This is a genomic window from Pontibacter saemangeumensis (assembly GCF_039541895.1).
Classification (GTDB): Bacteria; Bacteroidota; Bacteroidia; order Cytophagales; family Hymenobacteraceae; genus Pontibacter; species Pontibacter saemangeumensis.
Genome location: NZ_BAABHC010000011.1, coordinates 1 through 20,262 on the forward strand (window position 1 = coordinate 1; position 20,262 = coordinate 20,262).

The window sequence follows — 20,262 nt, forward strand, 5'->3', positions numbered from 1 at the left end:
ACAGAGGAGCGCCCTCCCCGGAAACGGGGCAGGGCGCTCCCGCGTTTACAACCCACCCACCAAAGGGCAGACCGGCGCAGTGAAATGGGGGGTGTCAGCTAGGCCTTACAGGATATCATAGATACATCTTTTCATATATAGATATGGCATTCCCTTCTTGTTTAAGAAGATGAAGCCAGATTTATATATGGAAGCGGCTTTAGGCGATGTAACATTAAGCCCTATCGGCCAGTCCAGGTGTCTTGCACTTCATCTGTCTGCGGTTCCCCTGTCTGCAGGGGAGGCTATCTTACAGCGGAAGTTTATGAACCGGAAGCAGCAACCGGATATCTTAATAAGCACTCATAAAAAAAGCCTTGGCTATATATGCCAGGGCTTTTTTTATGAGTTTAGCTAAATGTGAAATCAAGCTTTTCGTCCGGCGATTGCAGTGTACAGATCATCAGGTTGCAGATAGCGCTTAGCCAACTCCCTTAACTCTGCAGAAGTGGCCGTTCTTATGGTTGTGACGAAGTCGTTGTAGTGATTCTGGGGAAGGTCATAGAGCACAATCTTTTTATAGCGGTCGCATTGCTCAAAAATCGTATTAATATCGTTCAGGAACTTGCCCAGCATATAGTTCTTAACTGTTTTCAACTCCTCCTCCGGCACTTCCTCCTGCTGTAACTGGTTTATCTCTTTCACGATCTCCTCGATGGTCTTGTCTGTTACAGCAAAGTTCACGTCGGTACCTATATAAAACATACTGTCCTGCTCCTTAGAAGACACCACGGAATAGATGCCATATGTATAGCCTTTGTCTTCCCGGATGTTGCGCATCAGCCTGGAGCCGAAGTAGCCGCCGAAAATCTCATTCAGGACTAACAGCTGGAGGTAATCTTTGTCCTTTATATGCGGAAACCTTCGCCCCATCCTGATTGAGGACTGCAGGCTATCTTCCATCAACACCAGGTTCGTTTTTGCAGCGGCGTGCACCGCCGTCTCTTTCTGGGCCGTAGTATGGGAGGCTTTAGATGGCTGCAGGGTAAGCTGCTGTATCTCATGCTCTAGGTAGCGTTGCATTGGTGCATCAATAGCACCACAGGCAAATACTTCCATCTCCTGCGTCAGGAACCTGTTCCTGTAAAACTGCTGCAGGTCTTCTTTCGTCAGGGCTTCTAAGGCGTCGTCATCAAACCCGAAGATGTAAGGGTGCTCCTCCCCAAAAAGCTGCTTAGTGAAGCTGTGCGTGGCAAGGTAACTGTTCTTCTGCCGCTGTACCTTTACATTCTGAATGGTGCGTTGCTTTAAGAGTTTATACTCTTCCTCAGGGAACACGGGGTTCTGCAGCACGTCCAGCACGAGCGGGAGTAAATCCGGTACATACTTGGAGAGGCAGTAAAGCGTGAATTCAGTGCGGTCGTAACCGTGGTTGTTCTCAAAGGAGGCCCCGTAAAAAGCCGTTTTATCGGCTATCTGCTTCGCGGTATGGTTCAAGGTGCCTTCTAAAAGCATTTTAACCGCGAGGTCTGATTCCCCTGTTTTCTCTTCGAACCACTTGCCCGCCTTAAAAACAAAATCCAGCCTGATGACAGGCTGGGTTTCGCTCTTGATGACATGCATTCTTGCTCCGTTGCTCAGGTTTGTAACTTCTGCTACCTGGAGTGTGATGGCATCTATTTCGTATGTTTCTGGTGCTTTTGTTCTATCAAGCATTCTTTGTTGTTTAATTAACTATTCAAGGTTAAGCGCGAGTGTAAAGCGCCAGGTGTCTGCAAGCGGGTTGCTCTGGTCGCCGGGGATAAGGTAGGCGGCATCCAACCCGAACTTCTGGTAACGCAGGCCCAAACCGGCAGAGAAATACTTCCTGCCGCCCTTCTCAGGGTGCTCGTAAAAATAACCGGCGCGTGCTGCAAACAGCTTGTTATACCAGTACTCCACCCCAGCAGAAAGGTTTACTTCTTTCAACTCTTCGCTTCCGCCGCCTTCTGCATCGCCAAAGGACGAAAAAATGCCGCTTACCACGCTTTGGTCAGTGTCTGCGCCCGGTGAAGGCACCAGTAGCTTGTTGGCGTCTACAACCAGTGTAAGAGAATTATAAGCGTCTAAATTATAGGTCAGGGCGGTTCCTACTTTCAGGTTAGTGGGCAGGAAACTTTTATCCTCATTCTCAGAATAGGCTATTTTACCGCCAATGTTAGAGACGTTAGCCGCCAAGCCAAGGTTCAGGTTCTGGTTGATGTCTTTGTTATAATATACGCCCACATCTACGGCCGCTGTGTTGCCCGGCTGCGACTCAATGTTGCTTCCGCTCACATTCACATCGCCGGCAAGGTTAGAGTGGATGAAGCGGGCGGCTACCCCCACACTAAAGTTCTCGCTGAGCGCCTGGCCGTAGGCCACCGACACCGCATACTCTTTCGGATTGTAGTTTTGCAGCGGCGCCTGGTTGGCATCGATAAACTGGATCTCGCCCAGGTCAAAATACATCAGGGAGGCAGAAATAGCGGAGGTTTCGCTTAGTTTCTTGTAGCCTGACAGGTAGTTCAGCGACATATCGTCCACGATGTTGCCCAGCCATTTGGCATACGAGAAGGCGATACTCATGTCATTTTCTACGAAGCCAAGCTTGGCGGCGTTCCAGTAGGCAGCGTTTGCATCCGGCGACAAAGCCACTCCGGCGTCTCCGAGGGCTGCAGAACGGGTGTCGGGCGCTACAGTCAGGATTGGTACCGCCGTCGTCACGGCACTCACTTCCTGACCAGTTGAAGTTTGTGCAAAAGCAGCAGGGGCTGAAAATAAGGCGAAAGCGAATGCAGTAGCCTTTAGAATCTGACGTTTATTGTACATATATAGGGTTGATAGCTGTATCAAATATAGAAATTAAGAATAACTATGTTAATTTAAAATTACAAGTTTCTCGAATTTAGAGGCTTTTGAACCGTCCTGCTGCGACCGTACATTTATCCTATACACATAAACGCCACGCGCAAGCGTATCATTGTATTCGTCTCTGCCATTCCAGTACAAATCTGCCACATGGGCCGTGCTGGCATAGGAAGTGGTTTGCAGTGTTTTCACTAGTTTACCAGATATGGTGTAGATCTGCACCTGTATGTCGAGGTTTTCACCAACTCTGTTATGGTCAAAATGGAAGATGGTATTCGTGGAAAAAGGATTTGGATGATTCAACACATGCTCTAACGCAAGATTAGCATCAATAGATACAAAAAACTCTATATATTCTTCTGAAGAGTTATTGTGCGTATCCCATGCCTTCAGGCGCACCGAATGCGGCCCAGCCTCCAGGTCTTTCAGCGTGTATTTTACCTGTCCTTTCTGGTAGTTGTTCTGCGCTGCGGTATAATAATCATTCAGCACAATCACGTTTTCGCTGTTCCCGTCCAGCACGGCGGTAATCTCGTGGCCGATGCCCATGCCCGCTGTGTTGATGCCGTTGTCGTCGAAAAGGTTGGCGAGCAGAACGGTTGTTCTGCCGGTGCTGCCTCCGTGCACAAACGACTCATCGTCCATATATAAATTCACCGTGGGCGGAACATCGTCTGCCGGCACGTTGGCGGCGGTGCCGCCAATAATGATGGAGTGGTCTGCACCCATCGCATCCGTGGCGCTGTTGCTGGCATATAGTGCGATCTTGCCTGTGCCGTAGTCGTAGGCGATGTCCTTGGGCACCACAAACGTAGTCTCGAACTGCCCTTGCTGCACGGACGCCTTGCCGTCGTATATGATATTCTCCCGCACCTTTACCGGTACTTTCTGGGAGCTTTCGTCGCCGAGGGTGTAGCGGGTGGCCAGCTTTTCGAATACCGTCAGGTGCAGGTCGCCGCTGAAACCGGAGGCCACGCTGCCGGTGCTTGTGGTCACTTGTCCTTTCAGCGTCACTTTGCTCAGCGCGCTAATCGTGTCTGCCGAGGCTTCGCTGCCGTTTATATGCGTGATCTGCGCCTGCAGGGCCGGGTAAGCCAGTTGCAGCGAAGGGTCGCTGAGGAGCGAAAAGTTACGGTTGTTCACGCCGGTAGAGCCCCCGATGGTATCAGAAATGCTGTTGTTCTTGGTCTGAAGCACCAGGTCGCCGAGGCGCGGCATGCGGTTGTTCAGCGGCGTAAAAGCGCTTTTGAAGAAGTTGCGGTTCAGCACGCGGTTGTCGGTGGAGTAAACGGGGCGGGTGGTGGTTACAAGGCCCACGGCCCCGCCGCCCTCGAGCAACAAGGCTGTTTCTGCCCCTGATACCCGGGCCGGGTCGTCGTAGCGGCCAAACTCGCAGGTGGCTGTCAGGAAGAAGGTCAGCTTGTCTTTGTTGGTCCAGCTGTTGACCTGGGGCAGGGTCAGGATCTGCTCCGCCGCCAGGCTTATTTCGTTTCCGTGCCCGGTGTAGTTCATGATGAGGGAACCCTGCTCCACGGCTTTGTCGATGGCGTCAGCGGCGCCCGGTGCCCGCTGGCCATTCGACACCGCCTGTTGCTGGTACAGGTCTATATATACTTTGTTGGGCGTATAGGCCGGGAAATTGCTCTCCACGTAGCGGGCCAGGTACTCGGCGTCGTCCTGGTGCTCGTTGCGGTCTCCGTCGTCGGCTATAAAAGTTACCTTGCTGCGCCAGTTGCCGAAGTGGGCGGGGCTGTCGTAAGCGATGATCTTGTCAACCACGGTCGCAGCCTCCGCCGCCGACTTCACCGGCAGCCGGCCAATGCCGATGTCCAGCAGGTGGTCCCCGAAGGCGTTCTCCGCCCACTCGCCCTCCTCCTCATCCAGGAAACCGAAGTAATCCTCGGAAGAGTAGCTGGTAATGGGGTGCAGCGATTCCCGCGACTCATATATGGGCACAAAGTTGGTGTTATTCCGGATGCGGTATTTGTAGTCGTAGGAGGCGTCGCCGAAGAGCAGGAGGTAAATGATGGCATCGCCCTGCTTGCCGCTGCGGCTGTGCACCATCCGCATAAAGTCGCGGATGGCCGTTACGTCCTGTGCCCCGGACGAGAACTCGTTGTAGATCTGCTGCGGTGTGAACACCTGCACCTGCATGTTGCCGTGTTGCGCCCGGTGGGCCGCCAGCCGGTTTGCCTCCTGCAGAAACGCCGGGTGCGCCACCACCACAAAGTCGAGGGAACCGTCGGCGTTCACGCTGTGCAGGTTTTGGTTTGTCACCTTGCCTACCGCCACCGGTTTCGTGCTGATGCTGTTTCCTTCAAACACCACGAACTCGCGGAGTATATGGGTAGCGGCGCTGAAAGAGCCGTTGCTAAGCTGCTGTGCCTCGGGGCGCTGCGGGTTCGTCACATCCCACACGATGACCCCGGCCGGTGCCCCGGCTATATTGAACATGCTCACCGGCGAAGCCTGACTCGCCACTGAACGGAAACTGGTTTGCTCGCCATATAGCTTGAGCTGGCGCTCATATATAAGTTCGAGGTAATTGAGGTAGCCGAGGGAGGTGGAACTGCCGCCGGTGCCAAAGGCCAGGCTTACTTTATATATAGCTGAGCTGCCCAGCGCCTGTTGGTGGATGGTATAGGTCTTAGAGCTGTTGGTGCCCTCGGGGTGATAATTGTAAGTGCCGCGCGAGGGGATGCTTTGCGAGCCGAGTTCCCGGTCGTTCAGCTTTACCGTGAAGGAGCAGGCGGCGGGGGAGTTGGCCATCAGGGCCGCCGTCAGCTGCACTTCGGAATCCGGCACCACATCCGACACGGCAAAGGAAACATCGCGGGAGGCGTTGAAGCTGCTGAACTCCTCGCCATACCACTCCCGGCCCGAGTACACCATATTCTTCAGGTCCTGCTCATGGAACAGGTGCTCCTCATAGGTGCTGACGGTTTGCGTAGCGCCCGGAGTTGGGCTGCGGGTGCCAACGCGCGCGCCGGCCGCATAATTTACCCGCAGAAAGTAATAGGCGGTGTCGGAGTAGAGGTTGTAGGAGTGTTGAAATTTACTTTGTGCCGAATCATATGCCCAGGTGTGCGGCCCCTGCGCGTAAAACAGGATATAATCCCCCGCATCAAACCTGCCGTCCGCCTCGCCGGCCACATATATAGCGTTCTCCTGCAAGTCGTCGGGGCGGGGGGCGCTGTTGGGCTGGGGCAACATGCCGCCGCCGTTACCATATACCTGTATTTTTTTCGGGTCGATGCTCTGGGCATTCAGGCCCAGCGCCTGCAGCACGCCTCTGTCTATTTTATATATACCCGTTGTGGTGACAGCCAGCTTATACCACTCTCCGCTACTGAGCACCGAATTAGCGGCAAAGCTGCTCGTGCTGGCAGTGCGGGCAAGCGTGGTGTTGGTGCCGCTGGCGGAGTAGGTGTACCGGAAGCGCACCAGCTTCTCCAGTTGGTTGCTGGCAGGGTTGCGCCGGATGGGGAGAAAGGAGACTAAGGTGACTGGCTGCCTGTTCTGTTTGGAAGGGTTTATATATACCTGCGGCTCGGCGGGGAACACATAATCCCCGAACAGCTTCTGCTCCTCCGGGGTAAAGGCCTGGTACTGCGTGTCTTTCAGTTGGAAACCGGAGGCCTGCACGCCGGGTAGCCGCAGGCGGTAATACGGAAGGCCTTCCACGGCATCAACGGAGGCGCCTGTGAAGGTGGGGATTTTGCCGGCGGGGCTGCGGGTGGGGAGTACAGTGGCCTGTGCCTGCCATTGCAGGGTGACGGTGGTGGCCTGTGCATGCGCCTGCGTTGTCAGTAAGCACAGCAGAAAAAGCGCGCAAACATAAACCAGTCGGGAAGGCCACATCATCATCACTCCTGTATATCCTGTACAAAGGCTGCCTGCCGCACCTATATAGAGCGGCAGGCAGCCTTCTTGATCAACAAATATACGGCTAATTTATTGTATGCCAGCAGGTGTTACGCCTGCTGCAGCTCATACGTGAACGACTCCATGATGAGGTTAGCCAGGAGCTTGTTGCAGGCTTTGTCCACTTTCTCGCGGGCAATCTCCTCTGTCTCGGCCTCCAGTTGCAGGGTGATGTGCTTACCGATGCGCACATCGTTTACCTGGTCCAGGCCCAGGTGCTCCAGGCCCAGCAGCACGGCTTTGCCTTGTGGGTCTAACAGCTCGGGGCGGGGCATTATATCTATTTCAGCGACAAATTTCATGATGAGTGGGATGTTTTTTTGATGATAGACAAAAGTACGTACAACACGATAATCAGTGGTATCGCTGCGAATTTAAGAAGAGCCACCAAGATAACCGACAAACCGAGGAAAATAAACCGCACCGAGTTGTCCTGCCACGTCAGGTTGGAGAACTTCAGCGCAAACAGCGGCAGCTCGGCCACCAGCAAAAACGAGAGCAGCACCGTGAGCACCAGCAGCACCAGCGGGTTCAGGATAATCTCGTAATGGATAAGGTCGCCATACTCCAGGATAAGCGGCAGCGAAGCCACAAAGAGGGTGCAGGCCGGCGTCGGCAGCCCGATAAACGAGGTGGTCTGGCGGGTGTCGATGTTAAACTTGGCTAGCCGCAGTGCGGAGAAGACGGTGATCAGGAAACCGAAGAAAGCCACTATGTCGGCGGGGATGCCCAGCACTGTCGCATCGGCCCGCTGCAGCAGCATGAACATCACGGTTCCCGGCACCACCCCAAACGACACCATATCCGCCAGCGAGTCCAGTTGCTTTCCGATCTCAGAATAGGCCTTCATCACGCGCGCCACCATCCCATCCAGGAAGTCGAACACGGCGGCTATGCCCACCAGGTAAGCGGTGTACACCAGCTGGTCTTCGAAGGCAAAGTACAGGGCCAGGCAGCCCGCGAACAGGTTGAGGCAGGTGATGGCGTTGGGGATGTGCTTCTTCATATGCAAGGGGCGACGCGTGCTAACGCAGGAATGGGTTGTGTCTTTTTTCGTACCCGATGGTGGTTTCAGGGCCGTGGCCCGGGTAAACGGTCACGTCGTCGGGGAGGGCGAACATTTTTTCTTTGATACTGGTGATCAGCGTGTCGAAATCGCCGCCGGGGAGGTCGGTGCGGCCAATGCTGCCCTGAAACAGCACATCGCCCCCGATACAGATCTTCTCCGAGCCGTTGTAAAACACGACATGCCCTGGCGCGTGGCCTGGCGTAAACAGCACCTGCAGCTCCGTATTCCCGAACTTTACCGTGTCGCCCTCTTCCAGAAAGTTTGCCGGCAGCGTTTCGGCGTACTGCTGGAAGCCATAGGAAGGGGCGTAGGCCGTAACGGCGCGCAGCGTCTGCTCGTCAGCGCGGTGTATCTCCAGTCCCACGTGGTAAGTGTCGGCCACAAACTTGTTGCCCAGCACATGGTCTATATGGCAGTGGGTGTTTAGCAGCCGCACCACCTTCAGGCCATTTTCCTGTATATACTGCCGCAACTCCTCGCGCTCCTCTTTCTCATAGCAGCCCGGGTCAATCACCACGCACTCGTTGGTGTCGTTGTGCAGCAGGTAGGTGTTTTCCTGGAAGGGGTTAAACGTAAGGCAGGTCACTTTCATCGGTTTCAGGTTGAGTAGCAAGTACAAAATCGGCTTGTAAGTTACTAATTTCACCTGTACATCTCGTAACTTGCCCTGATGAAATACGATTATATAGTGGTAGGGCACGGCCTGGCCGGTGCCATACTAAGCTATACCTTACGCAAGCGCGGCTATCAGGTGCTGGTGGTCGACGAGCCGCGGCCAAGCAGCGCCTCGCGGGTGGCGGCCGGCCTGCTGAACCCCATTGCCGGGAAGCGCTTCGCCAAATCGTGGATGGCCGACGCGTTTATACCGGCCGCCGATGCATTTTATGCTGAACTGGAGGCGCATTTCGGGCAGGAGCTTTTCGTTCACAAACCCATCTATAAGATTTTCTCCACCATAGAAGAACAGAATACCTGGATGGCCAATAGCGCCAGCGGAGGATGGAATGATTTCATACTGGCCACCCATACAACAAGCACCCATCAGCCCACCATAGACGATCCGTACGGCGGCATCATGATCGGCAGGGGCGGCAGCCTGCTGGTGGAGGATATGCTGCGCCTGCTGACTGCGGAACTGCTGGCGCAGGGGCTGCTGCTGCCGGAGCGTTTCCAGATGGACCAGCTGCAGCTTACCGCGCAGGGGGTGAAATACAAGGAGCAGGAGGCGGGCCACCTCGTGTTCTGTGAGGGATTCCAGGTGGTGCAGAACCCGTACTTTAAGTGGCTGCCGGTAAAGCCAACCAAGGGGGAGGTGCTGGAGGTGCAGACCGAGAATTTTAACCCGGAATGCATCTATAACAAAGCTGTTTACGTTGTTCCGGTAGGGGCAGGCAGGTTCCTGGTCGGGGCCACCTACGACTGGCGGCAACCTGACGAGCAGCCAAGCGCGGAGGGGCGGCAGGAGCTGGCGGCCCGCTTCAGCCAGATCACCTCTCAACACTTTCGCATTATCAAGCATCGGGCTGGCATCCGGCCAGCCGTCCGCGACCGGAAACCGCTGGTAGGGGTGCACCCCAAGTACCCGCAACTGAGCGTTTTCAACGGCATGGGCTCCAAGGCGGTGCAGATGGCCCCCTACCTGGCGCAGCAGTTCGCCGATGCCCTGGGCGGCGGGGCGGAAGTGATGCCTGACATACGAATTTCACGGTATTTATCGTTATATTACGACTATATAAAACAACAAAACACTCAACTTTAAGCGCATGCGTTTTCCTATAAGGTTACTGTTACTGTTTGTGCTTTGCTCCCTGATGGGTACCGCCTTGCATGCGCAGCCAAACCGTGATACGTTCGGCAAAAGCCGGATCCAATACAAGAACTTCGATTGGAAGCTCTACAGCACGCAGAACTTTAATGTCTACTTTTACCAGGGCGGTGAGGCGGCGGCCAAAAACGCTGCGGAGTATGCCGAAAAAGAGTTGCGCCGCATCACCAGCCTGATCGGGTACTACCCGTACTCCAAGATCACCCTGATGCTGTACACCTCGCCCACCGACCTGCTGCAGAGCAACATCGGCCTGAACAACGACCAGTACCAGACCGGCGGCGAGACGCTCTTTATGAAGAGCAAGATCGAGATGGCGTACCAGGGCACCCAGACAGAGTTCAAGCGTGACCTGAGCTATGAGCTGACGCAGCTCCTGATGAACGACATGATGTATGGCGGCAGCCTGAAAGAGGCGCTGCAAAGCAGCTACCTGCTCCGGCTGCCCCTGTGGTTTATCGGTGGCGTGGCGGCCTACACGGCGGAGGGGTGGAGTGTGCGCATGGACAACTACATGCGCGATATGCTGCTAAAGCAGCAGCAGGACAGGCAGCGCCCGGAGAAGCTTTTCGCCCTTAACCCGGAGCTTACCGGCCAATCAGTGTGGAACTATATAGCAGAACGCTACGGCTACACGGCCATCCAGAATATCCTGAACCTGACCCGCATTACCCGCGATGTGGAGATCGGGATCACCAGCAGTTTGAACATCCCCTACAAGCGCTTCCTGCAGGACTGGTACAACTATTATGTGCAGATAAACACCAGTGCCGACAGTCCGTTGATCCAGCTCCCAGACAACGGCAAGCTGTTCAAAAAGAACAAGGAAGGCCATCACTACGGGGAGCCGGTGCTGAACCCGAACGGCACGCTGCTGGCCTATGTGAAGAACGACAACGGCATCTATAAAATATTTGTGAAAGACGTGCGCCGCAAGCGGGACCGCGTGGTGTGGCGCGCCGGGTACAAGAGCGTAGACCAGAAAGTGGACTTTAAGATGCCCGTATTGGCCTGGCGCTCTAACACCCAGTTGGGTTTTATAGAGTCGCGGCGGGGAGAGATGATGCTGCGCCAGGTAGACGCCCGCGATGGCTACTCGTTTGTACCCTTCCTAGAGAACCTGACCACAGCGGGAGTGGTGCTGGAGCCGTTTTCGCAGGTGAACAGCATGAGCTACTCCGAGGATGGCAATAGCATGGTGGTGAGCGCGGTGCGCAACGGCCAGACGGACCTGTTCCTGCTTCGCGCCACCGGCCGCCTGCAGCAGCAGCTTACCAACGACATCTACGATGACATAGACCCTGTTTTCCTGAGGAACAACCAGGGTATCGTCTTCAGCTCTAACCGGCTTGCCGACAGCACGGGCAATGCCGCGGCAGCCACCTTCAGCAGCGTGGTCAACAACTACGACATTTTCCTGCTGGAGCAGCAACAGGGCCCTGATGCCCGCACCCGACAACTGACGACCTCCATTGCCAGCGAACTGATGCCGAGGGCAACACAGGACGGCAACTTCGTGTATCTGGGCGAGCAAAGCGGCGTGCGCAGCCTCTACAGCTATAACCTCAGCACCGGAGCCAGCATGCCTGTCACCAGCTTTGTGCAGGGCATCGAAGCGTATGACTATGTGCCGTCCGCCAATGTGCTGGCTTTGGTTGCGAAAGACGAATCGCGCAGTTTCGTGTACCTGCTGCCGCAGTTTACGCCAACCACCCTTCCGGAGCTGCCGCGTACCTCGCGCCAGATTATCCTGGAGACCCGCGCGCGAACCGCGAACAGCGCCGCCAACACCCGCAAGCTGGTGGAGGAGGATGATACCGTAACAAGGCGCGCGAGCCCCCGCCGCAAGAACGGCGAGGTAAATATCAATGACTATGAGTTCGGGAACGATTCGGTTGCCACCGCTGACCCCGAGCCCGAGGCCAAACCACAGGCGCCTATTCGCCGCGCCTCTACCGCCAGGCCTTTTCAGATGGTGGGGCCGCTGGACTACGACCTGCGCTTCAGTGTGCAGGAGATCGTAACGTCAGTGCACGCGGACCCCTTGCTGGGTTTCGGTATTGTGGCTGGCGTGAACATGAGCGACCTGTTCGAGAATCATCATATAAAGGGCACCGCCTTCCTGCGCACCGACCTGGGGGCGAGTAACTTCTGGGCGCAGTACATGAACCTGAAGAACCGCCTGGATGTGGGGGTGGAGTTCGAGCGGGAGACGCTGGAGGGAAGCCTGCTGAACGTGCCGGGGTCACGGGTGCGCTTCGCCAAAAACGAGCTGAGCCCGACGGTGGTTTTCCCGCTGAGCCACAGCACCAGCATCCACGCCATCCCCAAGTTCGTAAGTACGCGCTTTACCTATATGAATGACTTTTACGTGCCCGACAGCGTAGAGAACTTCTGGGGAGGGAACGTGGAACTGGTCTATGACAACAGCGTGAAGACCGGCATCAACATGCTGGAGGGAACCCGCTTGAAAGTGGGGGCCCTTTCGCTGAAAGGTTTTAACGGAGCGGCAAGCAACTTCAACAAACTGTATGTTGATTTCAGGCATTATCAGAAAATACACCGCGAGATCGTGTTGGCCACCCGCATCAGCTATGGGGCCTTCTTCGGCAACTCCGATAAAAAGTTTCTGATTGGCGGGATGGACAACTGGCTGCTGGCCGACCAGGACGAAAGCACCGAGCTGAACGACGTGGAGATCACCTCGCCCGCGGACCTGTTTTACCTGGAGTACGTGACACCGTTGCGCGGCTTTAACTACAACGTGCGCAGTGGCAGCCGGCACCTGCTCGCCAACGCCGAGCTGCGCATCCCGATTGTGCAGTACCTCTACAACGGGCCCATTGCCTCAGGCTTCTTCCGTAACCTGCAGCTGTCAGCCTTTGCGGATGCCGGCTCTGCTTATGACGGGGCCAACCCGTTCACCGGGAAAAACTCTATCAACACCCGCGTCATTGGCGGCGTTATCAGCCCGACGGAGCGCGACAACTTTGAAATCACCGTTATCAACTACCGTAACCCGTTCCTGATCGGCTACGGCGTGGGCGCACGCACTACCTTGTTGGGGGTATATGGGAAGTTGGATGTGGCATGGGGCGAAGCGGAAGAGAGTCGTACGGGGCCAAAGTTTTACGTGACCCTGGGCTACGACTTCTAAGCTGAGCTGTATGAGCCGGAAAGCAAGGCGCTTTGGATTGGGAACCGTACTGCTGTTGGGGCTGCTGGCCGCTTGGATACATATTGCCGACAAAAACTACGTGTACAGAGCCGCCTTCTATAACCTGGCAGATATAGACGATAATGAAATATTCGAGCAGCGGCAGATAACAGCACCGCAAGTGACGCAGCCATGGCCAAAGGCCGCTGCTTATAATGAGCTTAGCTTCCCCAGAGAGTTAGAGCACCTGCATGAAGAACTGTCGTCGGTGGCGTTCCTGGTGGTGAAAGATGATTCGCTGCTGCACGAGCAGTATTGGGGCGGTTATTCCGATGCCTCTCTGAGCAACTCCTTTTCCATGGCCAAAAGCATCGTGAGCATACTGGTTGGTGTCGCCATCAAAGAGGGCAAGATCAAAAGCGTGGAGCAGCCGGTGGGGGATTTCCTGCCAGGGTTCAGCGAAGGGGCTAAGGCAAAGATCCGGATCATTGACCTGCTGCGGATGAGCTCCGGCCTGAACTGGGACGAGTCCTATATAAATCCCTTTTCCATGACCACCGAAAGCTATTATGGCTCTGACCTGAAAAAGGTGATCGACAGGCTGGAGGCGGTGGAAGAACCAGGGCAGCAGTGGACATATAAAAGCGGCGATACGCAGGTGCTGGCCTTCGTGCTGCAGGCGGCCACCGGCAAAAGCCTGAGCCAGCTGGTAGAAGAAAAGCTGTGGAAACCCATGGGGGCGGCGCGCAACGCGGAGTGGAGTGTGGACAAACCCGACGGAATGGAGAAAGCCTACTGCTGCTTCTTCTCCAATGCCCGCGACCTGGCACGCCTCGGTAAATTATACCTGCACAACGGGGTTTGGAACGGAGACACGCTTGTGCCGCCCGCTTATGTAAAAGCCTCGCTCACACCCACCGGCCTTCCCAAGGCCGATGATGGCAGCAAGGTCGATTTTTACGGCTACCAGTGGTGGCTGATGCCCGGCTACAAAGGCCAGGACATTTTCTACGCCCGCGGCATTCTGGGGCAGTACATCATTGTGATCCCGGAGAAGCAGCTGGTGATCGTGCGGCTGGGAAAAGAGCGAAGCGAACTTGTAGCCAATCACCCCTCTGATCTACGGGTGATCGTGGATGCGGTGAACAAGGTGGTGAAGTAGGTGAGGGCAAAACCCTTTCTAAATGCCACGTGGAAATGACCACTTTCGCCTGAGGGAATCACTTCATATATAACCCGAGTTGCGATTTACCTACCTTATTAACATGCCCCACCCCTAACCTCTCCGAGGTGGGGAATGAACTACTTTTGCGGAAAATTCCTCTGCCGGGAGGGGTAGCTTGTTCGTCATAAAAAGATAACCGGTTATATACCGCACATAGGTTATGTACTAAATAGCGACAATGCCTGCTATATACTGCAGGCACCGTCGCTGGTTAAATCAGGATTGGTGTTTCGGAACCGGCCTAGTCGCCCATCACCACATAATTCGGGTCTTCCAGGATATTGACGTCAATCACTTTGTCGGCGTTGCGGAGCAGCACGATGCAATCCGGGCTCAAGTGCTTCAGGTGCAGTTTCTTGCCTGCCTTGTGGTAACGTTCCGTCAGTTTGTTCAGAGCCTCGATGCCCGACATATCGGCCACCCTGCTTTCCCTGAAGTCGATGATCACTTCTTCGGGGTCATGGAGTACGTCGAACTTCTCGGTGAAAGCGGCCACAGAGCCGAAGAACAGCGGCCCGTACATCTCATAATGCTTTACGCCATTCACGTCCGTATACTTTCGGGCCCGGATGCGCTTGGCGCTCTCCCAGGCAAACACCAACGCGGCGATAATCACACCGATCAGCACGGCCAAGGCCAGGTTGTGCAGCCAGACCGTGATAACGGCTACCAGGATGCCCACAAACACATCGTGCTTCGGCATTTTGTTGATGATCCTGAAACTGATCCATTCAAACGTGCCGAAAGCCACCATGATCATGACGCCTACCAGGGCGGCCATTGGCACCCGTTCGATGACGGGCGCCCCGATCAGGATAATCACCAGAATGGTGAGCGCCGCCACAATACCCGCCAACCGGGCCCTGGCGCCGGCCGACAGGTTAACGAGTGTCTGCGCGATCATGGCGCAGCCGCCCATCCCGAAGAAAAAGCCGTTGAGGAGGTTTGCGCCGCCCTGGGCCACGCATTCGCGGTTGCTGCTACCGCGCGTACCGGTTATCTCATCCACCAGGTTCAGGGTCAGCAGGCTCTCCGTCAGGCCCACGCCCGTCATGATCAGGGCATAGGGGAAAATCACCTGCAGCATATCGAGGGTGAGCGGCACCTGCGGGATATGGAAAGGCGGGAGGCCGCCGCTGACGGAGGCAATGTCTTTCACCATTTTGGTGTCGATGCCAAAGCCGAGCACAAGGCCGAAGACTACCAAAATAGCAACCAGGGAAGGAGGCACGGCCTTCGTGACTTTGGGCAGCAGGATAATGATGGCGATGGTCAGGGCCACTAAGCCGGCCATGATATGTAACGGGCTGCCTGATAGCCAGACAAGTTCGCCGTTCACCACCGTTTTAAACTGCACGATCTGCGACATGAAAATGATCACCGCCAGGCCATTCACAAAACCAAACATCACCGGCTGCGGCACCAGGCGGATGAACTTGCCGAGCTTGAACAGCCCGACCAGGATCTGCAGCACCCCCGCCAAGGCTACCGCTGCAAACACATACTCCACGCCATGCGACTGCATGAGCGCGATCAGCACCACGGCGGTGGCACCCGCGCCACCCGACACCATGCCCGGCCTTCCGCCGAATATGGCCGTAACCAGGCCCATGATAAAAGCGGCATATAAGCCTACCAGCGGCGGGAAACCGGCTAAGATGGCAAAGGAAAGGGACTCCGGGATCATGGTCATGGCCACCGTGAGCCCGGCCAGGATCTCAATTTTATAATCTACTTTGTTACTGAAGTCGAATAAGCGTAAATAAGGCTTCATCCTTGGTAATTAATTACAAAAAATAGGGAAAACGGTACCGGCAGCAACTAGCGGTTGCTGAAAATGGAGGTACATCAAAAAGGGGCATCGTCAGGGCCGGTATAGGAGGGCGCTGAAGAAACAGGAAGAATTTGATCAGTCGGAACTCACGGCGGAGTCAGGGAAAGGAATGGCGTTGCTTTTCTCATAGAGGGTGCAAAGGTAAGGCTTTCGTGCCTAAGATGGAAGCGCATCTTGTAATTATATGACAGGCAAGCACTTGCAAAAGCCATATATATAAGATGCCCCGCGTGCTACGAAGACAGGCGGGGCATCTTATATATAGGACCGTAGCCGGAGCTACGCGTTCACGAGGTTCAGGATCGATTCAAAAATGAGGCGCCCGTCGGTGTTGCCCAATTCAGGGTCTACGGCGCGCTCCGGGTGCGGCATCATGCCGAACACGTTCTTGTTGGCGTTGCTCACGCCGGCAATGTTCAGCAGGCTGCCGTTTATATTATAGATCTCATGCGTATCGGCCACATTGCTGCTGTACTTAAACATGATCTGGTCGTTGTCGTGCAGTTGCTTCAGCGTTTCCTTGTCGGCATGGTAGCGGCCTTCGCCGTGTGCCACCGGTATTTTATAGGCCTTGTTTACGTCCAGCAGCTGCGTCGGCAGCAGGTTGGTGGTCACAGGCTTTATATAGACGTTGTCGCAGATAAACTTCTGGTTCACGTTTCGCAGCAGTGCGCCCGGCAGCAGCCCGGCCTCCGTCAGGATCTGGAAACCATTGCAGATGCCCATCACGTAGCCACCGCGGTTTGCGTGCTGCGTTACCTCCTGCATGATGGGGGAGAAGCGTGAAATTGCACCCGAACGCAGGTAGTCGCCATACGAGAAGCCACCTGGCAAGAGTATAAAATCACAGCCTTGCAAATCGTGGTCTTTGTGCCACAGCTTTACAACTTCCTGCTGTATGCCAATGCGGATGGCATCTACAAGGTCTTGGTCGCAGTTGGACCCCGGGAAAACGACTACACCAAATTTCATGGCACAAAGTTAAGGAATTTCTGTGAGGCAACATACCCGGAAACAGCTTTCGTGCGGCGGGGCAAGCAAAATTGGATAAATTTAGTTACTTTGCCATTGTATCATACGATGATGAGCTTATGTTGCAGTCTATGACAGGCTTTGGTAGTGCACGCCTTGATGCCGACCAATATTCGATCTCCGTTGAAATCCGCTCGCTCAACTCCAAGAGTATGGACCTGAGCGTGCGGCTCCCCAAATTTTTATCGGACCGGGAATACGACATCCGCAACATGGTGCAGCGGGCACTGGTGCGCGGCAAGGTAGGGGTGAACATCGAGTTCTCGAAGAACAAGGCGCAGAAGGCGAAGAACACCATCAACAAAGAACTGCTGCAGGCCTACTACAACGAACTGGATGCAGTGGCCGACACGCTGGGCGCAGGAAAAGAAGAACTGTTCCGGCTGGCGCTGCACATGCCGGAGGTGCTGCAGCAGGAGCAGGAAGAGGAAGTGACGGACGCCGACTGGGACAAGGTGCAGCCCCTGCTGGAGGAGGCGATCCAGAACCTCAACACGTTCCGCTCGGATGAGGGCAAGGCGCTGACGGCCGAGATCATGGGCTATATAGACCGGATCAGGATTCTGCTGGCCGAGACAGACAAGCACGACCCGGTTCGGATGGAGAACATCCGGGGCCGCATCCGGGGGCATATAAAGGAGATATCCGTGTCGGAGCATTTCGACAAGAACCGCTTTGAGCAGGAAATGGTGTACTACATAGAGAAGCTGGACATTGCCGAGGAGAAAGTGCGCCTCGTGAACCACCTGCACTACTTCACCGAAACCGTTTACCTGCCCGAGCCCACGGGCAAAAAACTCGGCTTTATCTCGCAGGAGATCGGCCGCGAGATCAACACCATCGGCTCCAAGGCCAACGACGCGACCATCCAGCACCATGTGGTGGAGATGAAAGAGGAACTGGAGAAGATCAAGGAGCAGATCAACAATATACTGTAAGCCTGACACCCGCGGGAGAGGTTTTAACTGGCCCGTGTGATGGAAAGCTATATATAAAAGCGCCTGCTGCTATAAAAAGTGGCAGGCGCTTTTTTGTTTTTCGCAAGACCTGGCTGCGTGCGCGGTTCCTGCGAGCGTCTGAAGCAGGATGCAAAATCTCTAAATCCCTATCTCCCGGCCATCCTGAAATCCTGATTCAGGCAACCTGGCTACTCCTGCAGCGCCCCGGCAAAATCCACGATCAGCTGAAACACGTCCTCAAACTCGGTGAGGGGCAGTTGGGAGGCGTGGTCGTTGGGGTTGTGGTAGGCGGCGGTGCCGCCCAGGGTGTAGAAGAAAAAAGCCGGGACGCCTTTTTCGGAGAAAGGGTAATGGTCGGAGTTGGCGGCTTTGCCCCGGCTTCTGAGCTGCGGCAGGTACTGGTGCTGCTGGTTCAGCTGCTGCAGCTGTTCGTATTCCGGCGCATGTACTTTTCCGTTCACCACCATCATGCCTTCGGAGCCAGTGCCCAGCAGGTCGAGGTTGATGAGGAAGCGGATCTGGGAGAGCGGGAAAGGCGGGTGCTCCGTGTAATAAAAAGAGCCGAGCAACCCGGCTTCCTCGGCGGCGAAGGCCATAAAGGCGATGCTGTAAGCTGGCCTGTGCTCCGGCTGGCTGTAGTAAGCGGCCAGTTCCAGCAGCATGGCGGTGCCGCTGGCGTTGTCGTTCGCTCCCGGATAATACACAGCCTTGCCCTGGCCGCCCAGGTGGTCGTAATGCGCCGTGAAAACGAGGAACGAATCCGGCTGGGCACTGCCTGCTATATATGCGATCACGTTATTTGCTTCGTGCTGCGGTTTCAGTTGGGCTTTCACCTCAAACCTTAGTTTTTTGGCGCCCAACGGCCAAGCCTGTTCCAGCACCTCCAGCACCGGCAGCGGTGCCTGCTCCCGCGCCACCGAGGTCAGCAGCGCCTTCGGCTGCAGCACCACGTGCAGCTTTGCCTGCTGTAGTTTCTGCTGGTAGGGTGCTGGCAACTGGCTGATTCGCTTCTGATCCTGCTGGTTATATATAACGGCTTTGTTCCGGAAGCTTTGGGAGAAGAACGTGCTGGCGGCCACAGCATCTCTGAAAACAGCGGTATCCAACGAAATTATGACGGCTTTGCCCTTGCCGGAGGCGGAGGCTGCGTTGGCTACAAAATCTTTGCCCGGCTGCAGCGCCTTTCCCGCCACCTGCAACCGGGGTGTTCCCGTGATGGTGTTTACCGGGAAAGTGAAAGATTGGGTATAACTATCGCCCAGCGGCTGCAGCCCCAGTTGCCGGAACCTGCTTTGTATATAGCTTGACGCTTTGGCATCGCCGTTATATAGATAGCCGCGTCCGTGCATGGCGGCGGAGGTGAGGGTGTCGATGGTGTGGCGCACGCGGGGCATGTCCTGCGCCGTGCCTGACGTTGCTGCCATATATACCAGCAGGAGCAGGAAGTGGAATCGCTTCATTCCTTAAATATAAAACTTATACATCATACATAACCAGCTTGCAATGCCATGGGGTTTATATATGATCCGCTGTAGAAGCCGGGGAAACTGGGGAAAAGAAAAGGAAGCTACGGCGCGTCTGCCGGGAAAGTTACCAGACGTATATCCACTTGAACAGTACAATGCCCAGGAGGCAGCCGATGGTGTTGGCCAGCACATCGATGATGTCGCCCTGTCGGCCCGGGATGAAGTAGTGCTGCATCAGTTCGATAGAGATGCCGAACATGGTGCTGAGGAAAAGGGAGTAGCGGATGGTGTAGTGCCGGAGCCGCGGGAAGGTGAACTGCTTTGCCAGGCCCACGATCATCAGGAACGTGAGCACGCTGAACAGAAAGGCGTGGGCGAAGGAGTCGAAGGAGAACAGCTCCCAAACCGAAACAGCGGGCATGGAGGAAGAGGGCAGCAGCGTTGTCAGCAAAATCACTGCTGCCCACATCATGGTAAACAGGTTGTAGCGGAGTATCAAACCTATTTATATATGGCTACTGCCCGATCACCTCACGGTAGCCTTCTGCCGTCAATAAGCCCTCGATCTGGCTGGCGTCGCCGATCGACATCCGGATGATCCAACCGTCGCCGTAAGGGTCGGAGTTCACGAGTTCCGGGCTGTTCTCCAGCTTCTGGTTCACTTCCAGCACCGTGCCGCTCAGTGGGCTGAACAGGTCAGAGACTGTTTTCACCGCCTCTACCGTGCCAAAAACGTCTTCCTGGCTGACCTGCTTGTTGACAGTGTCGATGTCTACGTAAACGATGTCACCCAATTCACTCTGTGCAAAATCTGTGATGCCTACTACGGCTACATCGCCTTCAACGCGTACCCACTCGTGGTCTTTGGTATACTTTAGGTTCTCAGGTAAGTTCATGAGTTTT

Annotated in this window: 15 protein-coding genes; 4 read left to right on the forward strand and 11 right to left on the reverse strand. The window is 55.3% G+C overall.

What is annotated here, in order from left to right; all coding sequences use genetic code 11:
• Positions 1–405 precede the first annotated feature (405 nt).
• From ABD920_RS09950 to ABD920_RS09975, 6 genes are all read right to left on the reverse strand, one after another.
• Positions 406–1,695: a M16 family metallopeptidase gene (locus ABD920_RS09950; protein WP_345158706.1), complete on the reverse strand. Its 1,290-nt coding sequence runs from the start codon at positions 1,693–1,695 to the stop codon at positions 406–408.
• Positions 1,696–1,713: 18 nt separating this feature from the next.
• On the reverse strand, positions 1,714–2,829 hold the full coding sequence (gene porV / locus ABD920_RS09955; RefSeq protein ID WP_345158707.1) for a type IX secretion system outer membrane channel protein PorV: 1,116 nt from the start codon (positions 2,827–2,829) through the stop codon (positions 1,714–1,716).
• Between the two features lie 48 nt (positions 2,830–2,877).
• Positions 2,878–6,735 (reverse strand): type IX secretion system sortase PorU, encoded by a 3,858-nt coding sequence (gene porU / locus ABD920_RS09960; RefSeq protein WP_345158709.1) that lies wholly within the window; start codon positions 6,733–6,735, stop codon positions 2,878–2,880.
• A gap of 107 nt (positions 6,736–6,842) precedes the next feature.
• Positions 6,843–7,094, reverse strand: coding sequence for a phosphoribosylformylglycinamidine synthase subunit PurS (gene purS / locus ABD920_RS09965; protein ID WP_345158711.1), 252 nt, complete (start codon positions 7,092–7,094; stop codon positions 6,843–6,845).
• Positions 7,091–7,798, reverse strand: a complete 708-nt coding sequence (locus ABD920_RS09970) for a CDP-alcohol phosphatidyltransferase family protein (RefSeq protein WP_345158712.1) — start codon at positions 7,796–7,798, stop codon at positions 7,091–7,093. Before ABD920_RS09970 ends, purS begins: the two co-directional genes overlap by 4 nt.
• Before the next feature lie 19 nt (positions 7,799–7,817).
• Positions 7,818–8,453, reverse strand: coding sequence for an MBL fold metallo-hydrolase (locus tag ABD920_RS09975; protein ID WP_345158879.1), 636 nt, complete (start codon positions 8,451–8,453; stop codon positions 7,818–7,820).
• A gap of 78 nt (positions 8,454–8,531) precedes the next feature.
• On the opposite strand from ABD920_RS09975, the gene ABD920_RS09980 reads away from it, so the two are divergent.
• Genes ABD920_RS09980 through ABD920_RS09990 form a run of 3 tightly spaced genes read left to right on the forward strand, consistent with a single transcriptional unit; the run spans position 8,532 to position 14,005 of the window.
• The gene (locus ABD920_RS09980) at positions 8,532–9,620 is read left to right on the forward strand and encodes an NAD(P)/FAD-dependent oxidoreductase (protein ID WP_345158713.1); all 1,089 of its coding nucleotides are present in this window, start codon (positions 8,532–8,534) and stop codon (positions 9,618–9,620) included.
• A 4-nt stretch (positions 9,621–9,624) separates the two neighbouring features.
• The gene (locus ABD920_RS09985; protein WP_345158715.1) at positions 9,625–12,843 is read left to right on the forward strand and encodes a hypothetical protein; all 3,219 of its coding nucleotides are present in this window, start codon (positions 9,625–9,627) and stop codon (positions 12,841–12,843) included.
• Positions 12,844–12,853: 10 nt separating this feature from the next.
• A complete protein-coding gene (locus ABD920_RS09990) occupies positions 12,854–14,005 on the forward strand; it encodes a serine hydrolase domain-containing protein (RefSeq protein ID WP_345158717.1) in 1,152 nt (383 codons plus the stop codon).
• A gap of 304 nt (positions 14,006–14,309) precedes the next feature.
• On the opposite strand, the gene ABD920_RS09995 is transcribed toward ABD920_RS09990, so the two are convergent.
• Both ABD920_RS09995 and purQ read right to left on the reverse strand, forming a co-directional pair.
• Positions 14,310–15,842, reverse strand: coding sequence for a SulP family inorganic anion transporter (locus ABD920_RS09995; protein WP_345158718.1), 1,533 nt, complete (start codon positions 15,840–15,842; stop codon positions 14,310–14,312).
• A gap of 339 nt (positions 15,843–16,181) precedes the next feature.
• Positions 16,182–16,874: a phosphoribosylformylglycinamidine synthase subunit PurQ gene (gene purQ / locus ABD920_RS10000; RefSeq protein WP_345158719.1), complete on the reverse strand. Its 693-nt coding sequence runs from the start codon at positions 16,872–16,874 to the stop codon at positions 16,182–16,184.
• 119 nt (positions 16,875–16,993) lie between these two features.
• On the opposite strand from purQ, the gene ABD920_RS10005 reads away from it, so the two are divergent.
• Positions 16,994–17,872: a YicC/YloC family endoribonuclease gene (locus ABD920_RS10005; protein ID WP_345158721.1), complete on the forward strand. Its 879-nt coding sequence runs from the start codon at positions 16,994–16,996 to the stop codon at positions 17,870–17,872.
• Between the two features lie 209 nt (positions 17,873–18,081).
• Here the strand turns inward: ABD920_RS10005 and ABD920_RS10010 are convergent, their stop codons facing one another.
• The 3 genes from ABD920_RS10010 to gcvH all read right to left on the reverse strand — a co-directional run bounded on the left by ABD920_RS10010 (position 18,082) and on the right by gcvH (position 20,255).
• The gene (locus ABD920_RS10010) at positions 18,082–19,353 is read right to left on the reverse strand and encodes a M28 family metallopeptidase (RefSeq protein ID WP_345158723.1); all 1,272 of its coding nucleotides are present in this window, start codon (positions 19,351–19,353) and stop codon (positions 18,082–18,084) included.
• A 130-nt stretch (positions 19,354–19,483) separates the two neighbouring features.
• Positions 19,484–19,831: a VanZ family protein gene (locus ABD920_RS10015; RefSeq protein WP_345158725.1), complete on the reverse strand. Its 348-nt coding sequence runs from the start codon at positions 19,829–19,831 to the stop codon at positions 19,484–19,486.
• Positions 19,832–19,874: 43 nt separating this feature from the next.
• A complete protein-coding gene (gene gcvH / locus ABD920_RS10020) occupies positions 19,875–20,255 on the reverse strand; it encodes a glycine cleavage system protein GcvH (protein WP_345158726.1) in 381 nt (126 codons plus the stop codon).
• Positions 20,256–20,262 lie beyond the last annotated feature (7 nt).